We start from the raw sequence: 4,573 nt of genomic DNA, 5'->3' as shown, positions 1-4,573 counted from the left end.
ATCTACACGCTCGTCTACACTCTTTCCCTCCACGACGCTCTTCCGATCTGGGTGGCCAACGTCGAGCCGTTGCCGGGCAACGACAGCCCCAGCGCCTCGGTCAGGCAGTTCATCGAGTTGGCGGTGAACATGCCCGAGCAGGAGCCGCAGGTCGGGCAGGCGTTCTCCTCGATATGCTGCACCTGCGCGTCGGTCAGCGTATCGGAGGCGGCCGCGACCATGGCGTCGACGAGGTCGATCTTCTTCATGTCGAGGTCTTCGAGGTCGATCTTGCCGGCCTCCATCGGGCCGCCCGAGACGAAGACCACGGGGATGTTGAGCCGCATCGCGGCGTTCAGCATGCCGGGGGTGATCTTGTCGCAGTTCGAGATGCAGACCATGGCGTCGGCGCAATGGGCGTTGACCATGTATTCCACGCTGTCGGCAATGACTTCGCGCGAGGGACGGGAATACAGCATCCCGTCGTGGCCCATGGCGATGCCGTCATCCACGGCGATGGTGTTGAATTCCTTCGCGACACCGCCGGCCTTCTCGACCTCTTCCGCGACCATCTGGCCCAGGTCCTTCAGGTGGACGTGGCCGGGCACGAACTGGGTAAAGGAATTGACGATGGCGATGATCGGCTTGCCAAAGTCGCCGTCCTTCATGCCGGTGGCGCGCCAGAGGCCGCGGGCACCTGCCATGTTGCGGCCATGGGTGCTGGTTCTCGAACGATAGCGGGGCATAGGCGGCTCCAATTTTTGCGGATGCAGCGGGTGCTGCACAGGCTACGATTTCAACACATTGCAAGTACTGCGAAGCCGCGCCGATTGAAAGGCCGGACTGATCTTTGTCAGGGGATCAGGACAGGCACGCCACGCCGGGCAAACCCTGGCTGATTGACCCCTCAATACCGGACAATATAGATTATGTTGCCAAACCCGCGCATCGCGCGTCGCCATCCTAAAACAGCAGATCCGGCAGGAACAGCGCGATGGCCGGGAAGACCGTCAGCACAGCGATGGCGAGAAGATGGATGATCCAGTAAGGCACCGTGGCGCGGGCAACGCGGCCCAGGCTGACCTCGTTGTTGGTCAGGCTGGCCAGAACCGACAGGTTCAAGCCCACGGGCGGCGTGACCTGGCCAATCTCGATCACGATGGTGATCATCACGCCGATCCAGATCGGGTCATACCCAAGGCCGACCAGCAGGGGAAAGACCACCGGAAGGGTCATGATCATCAACGACAGCCCGTCGAAGAAACACCCCAGGATCAGGTAGATAAGCACCACCAGAAACAGGATCGTATAGCGGTTGAGCCCGCTGTCGGCGACCACGTTCAGGATCTGCTGGGCCACGCCAAGAATGCTGACCGACTGCGCCAGGATCGTGGCGCCCATGACGACGAAACCGATTGCGGCAAACAGCAAGGTCGCGTGGAACACCGCCTCGCGCAGGGATGTCAGGGTCAGATCACCCCAGATGAACGAAATCACGATGGCCAGCACGACCCCTAGGGCGGCGGCCTCGGTCGGGGTGGCCAGGCCTCCGATGATCGAACCGATCACCGCGAGGATCAGCAGCAGCAGCGGCCAGACCTGCCCCATGCCGCGCAGGATCGCCAGAAACGGCATATGCACGTCCTCGCGCGGGGCGACATGCGGATGGCGCAGGGTCTTGATGACGATATAGACCATGAAAGCGGCACCGATCATCAGGCCCGGAAGAATACCCGCGATGAACAGCCGCCCGATCGAGGTCTCGGTCAGGGCACCAAAGATCAGGAAGGACAGGCTGGGCGGAATAAGCAACCCAAGGGTGCCGCCACCCGCCAGGCTGCCGACGATGACGTCGCGGTCATAGCCTCGGCGGGTCATCTCGGGATAGGCCACGGATCCCACGGCCGCGGCGGTGGACAGGCTGGACCCGCTGACCGCGCCGAAGATGGTGCAAACGGCAATATTGGTGTGCAAAAGCCCGCCGGGGACCTTGCTGAAGACCGGCGCAAAGGCCGCATAGGCCCGGTTGCTGACCCCGCTGCGCAACAGGATCTCGCCCAGCAGGATGAACAGCGGCACCGCACTGAGCGTGAAGGAATTGAAGACGTTCCAGATCGCATCCACGGCCAGCCCGGTGGCTCCGTTGGAAAAGACCTGAAGCAGCACAAGCCCGGTCAGGCCAAGTGCCGCGCCAAGGGCAACCCCGGTCGAGGCCGAGGCGACAAGGATACCAATCAAAGAGGACCAGAACATCGCTTAGCCGTCCGTGTCAGAAGTGTCAGAGAGGGGCGCGATCGTCGCTTCCTCATCAGGGGTGGCATAGCGTTCGCGTTCGATCAGCCCCGTCAGGCGGCTGGCAAAGATCACCCAGGTCAGGCCGACGGACACAGGCAGGGCCGTCATCCAGGGATAGAGCAGAAGCCGCGCCGTTTCGGTCTTGAGATTGCGTTTCCAGGCGAATTCCAGCCAGGGCAGCGCCTTGACGAAGATCCAGCCGAAAAACAGAAGTCCGACCAGCATGGCGGCGATATGGACCAACCGGCCAAACCGGGGCTCAAGCGCGTTTGACACGATCGAGACGCGCACATGCTGCGCCCGAAGCGTGACCAGCGGCAGACCAAGAAACAGCATCGCCGTCAGCAAAAGCCCGACGATGTCTTCGGTGATGTGCAGCGGCGTGCCGGCGATCCGGCGCATCACCACGCTGGTGGTCACCAGCCCGACGATCGCCACCATGCACAACGATGCACAAAGCGCGAGCGCAAGGGCCAGACGATCCAGCCCCTGCGCATATGTGTGTCGAAGACGGCTCACCAGCGGTTAGCGGCCAAGGGCCGTCAGCATCCGGGCGCGATAATCCAGCGCGGCACCGCCCGCTTCCTCGGCCAGCATGGCCCAGGTTTCGGACACGGCGGCCACGAATTGTTCGCGGTCGGCGTCGGGGAAATCCTCGCCCCAGGTCAGACCCTGGGCGACCAGTTTCTCGCGCGCGGCCATCTCGTTTTCGACGTCGGCGTCATACTGGTTGGTGCGCTCCCACAGGGCGTCTGCCGCTGCGGTGATCGCGTCCTTGATTTCCGGATCGGTGTCATCCCACAGCTTGTCCTGAACGCCGATCGTGTAGGGCGCAGAGGCCATCGGATAAAGGAATGACGCGTATTTCGTCACCTCCTGAAGCGAAATCGTATGGGCATACAGGGCGGGATACAGCGCGCAGTCCACGACACCGGTGCGCAGCGCAACATAGACGTCTTCCTGCGGCACGATCTGCGCGGCAACGCCAAGCTTGGTGAAGGTCTCGACCTGTTCGCGGGCCCAGACACGCAGCTTCACGTCGCGCAGCTGTTCAAGCGTGTTCACCGGCTCATCCCGGCAGAAGACCGAAACGGAGAGCGTGGGGATCGCCACGAAGCCGACGGTGGTGATGTCCCAGTCGTTGTAGGCCTCGGTGTAGATCTCTTGTGCCACAGGCAGCACGGCCTTCAGCTCGTCCACGGTGCTGATCGCACCCTGCACGAACACCGACCCCAGTTCGGGCGCATCGCGGCCCAGATAGTTCGACCACATCAGGCTCATCTCGACGGCACCGGTCGGGACCACCCGCAGCAGGTCGGTGTTGGGCAGACCCAAAGAGCCGCCGTGATACATTTGAAGCGTGAAATCCTTGTCCGCGAGGGCGGCGTTCACATCCTCGGCGAATTGATCCAGCTGCGCGGACTCGGGACGGGTCTCGGGCAGGAAGTTATTGAAACGCCATTCCTCGGCCAGGGCAGGACCGGAGACCAATGCTCCGGCCACAAGGGCGTAGGCGGTTTTGTTGAGCAGTGTTTTCAAGGTCTTGTCTCCTGTTCAGCCAGACGCTTTGGTGCGTGTGGTGGCTGTATGTTAACCTTTATTTGGATTTGGCGCTGCACGGTCAAGGCGACACCCGGTGCGGCGCTGCACTCAGCGGCTTTGCAAAAACAGACCCGATGGCGCGCGATGCCGGTCCTTTCGGGAAAGGCCGTGATGTCCGATACGCCGGCATGCAGCGCCGGTCACACCCCATTCAGCAGGCGAGTAGTTCATGCGTCAAACGGTTCATGGACACCGGCCCTTCTGGCGTGATCTCGACCTGATCTTCGATGATCATGCCGCCGACACCGGTGACGTAGATCGGTGTCTCGAAGGCCAGGACCATACCGCTTTCGATCGTGGTCTGCGCCGAAGCCGAGATGAAGGGCCATTCTTCGGACCCCGGTCCGGTGCCCAGACTGTGGCCGAAGTGGCCGCGGCAATATCCCGTCAGCCCCCTGCCCCGGATCGCCGATTGCGTGGCGCGATGCACCTCGGCCAGGGGGGTACCGGGATGCAAAAGGCCAAAGCCCGCCCGGAACCCGGCCATCAGCGCATCATGCAGTTCGGATTGAAGGCGACGTGGCGCGCCGACCACGAAGGTCCGCCCGCTGTCCGAGGTATAGCCCCGCATCAGACAGCCCACATCGACCTTCACCAGATCGCCCGTCGCGGCCACGGCGTCGCCCCCCCAAGGGTCCGCCCCAACCGAGATATATTCCCAATGGCCGGTCATCGGCTTGCCGGCACCCGCCGTGGC

Annotated in this window: 4 protein-coding genes and 1 pseudogene; all 5 read right to left on the bottom strand. The window is 62.8% G+C overall.

Annotated features, from left to right (window positions below; all coding sequences use genetic code 11):
- Nucleotides 1–38 precede the first annotated feature (38 nt).
- Nucleotides 39–725, bottom strand: a pseudogene (locus tag ACEQXV_RS09320) (dihydroxy-acid dehydratase); the annotation flags it as partial.
- A 217-nt stretch (nt 726–942) separates the two neighbouring features.
- On the bottom strand, nt 943–2,232 hold the full coding sequence (locus ACEQXV_RS09315; RefSeq protein ID WP_093454863.1) for a TRAP transporter large permease: 1,290 nt from the start codon (nt 2,230–2,232) through the stop codon (nt 943–945).
- A gap of 3 nt (nt 2,233–2,235) precedes the next feature.
- Entirely contained in the window at nt 2,236–2,793 is a 558-nt protein-coding gene (locus ACEQXV_RS09310; protein WP_170848850.1) for a TRAP transporter small permease, read from the bottom strand.
- A 6-nt stretch (nt 2,794–2,799) separates the two neighbouring features.
- The gene (dctP, locus tag ACEQXV_RS09305) at nt 2,800–3,813 is read right to left on the bottom strand and encodes a TRAP transporter substrate-binding protein DctP (RefSeq protein WP_370268901.1); all 1,014 of its coding nucleotides are present in this window, start codon (nt 3,811–3,813) and stop codon (nt 2,800–2,802) included.
- A 214-nt stretch (nt 3,814–4,027) separates the two neighbouring features.
- Nucleotides 4,028–4,573, bottom strand: a 546-nt coding sequence (locus ACEQXV_RS09300; protein WP_370268900.1) for a M24 family metallopeptidase, incomplete at its 5' end; no start/stop codon positions are given.

This window comes from Nioella sp. (assembly GCF_964229645.1).
Lineage (GTDB): Bacteria > Pseudomonadota > Alphaproteobacteria > Rhodobacterales > Rhodobacteraceae > Nioella.
Note: the sequence above shows the minus strand (reverse complement) of the source record. Positions and strands in the feature narration are given on the sequence as shown.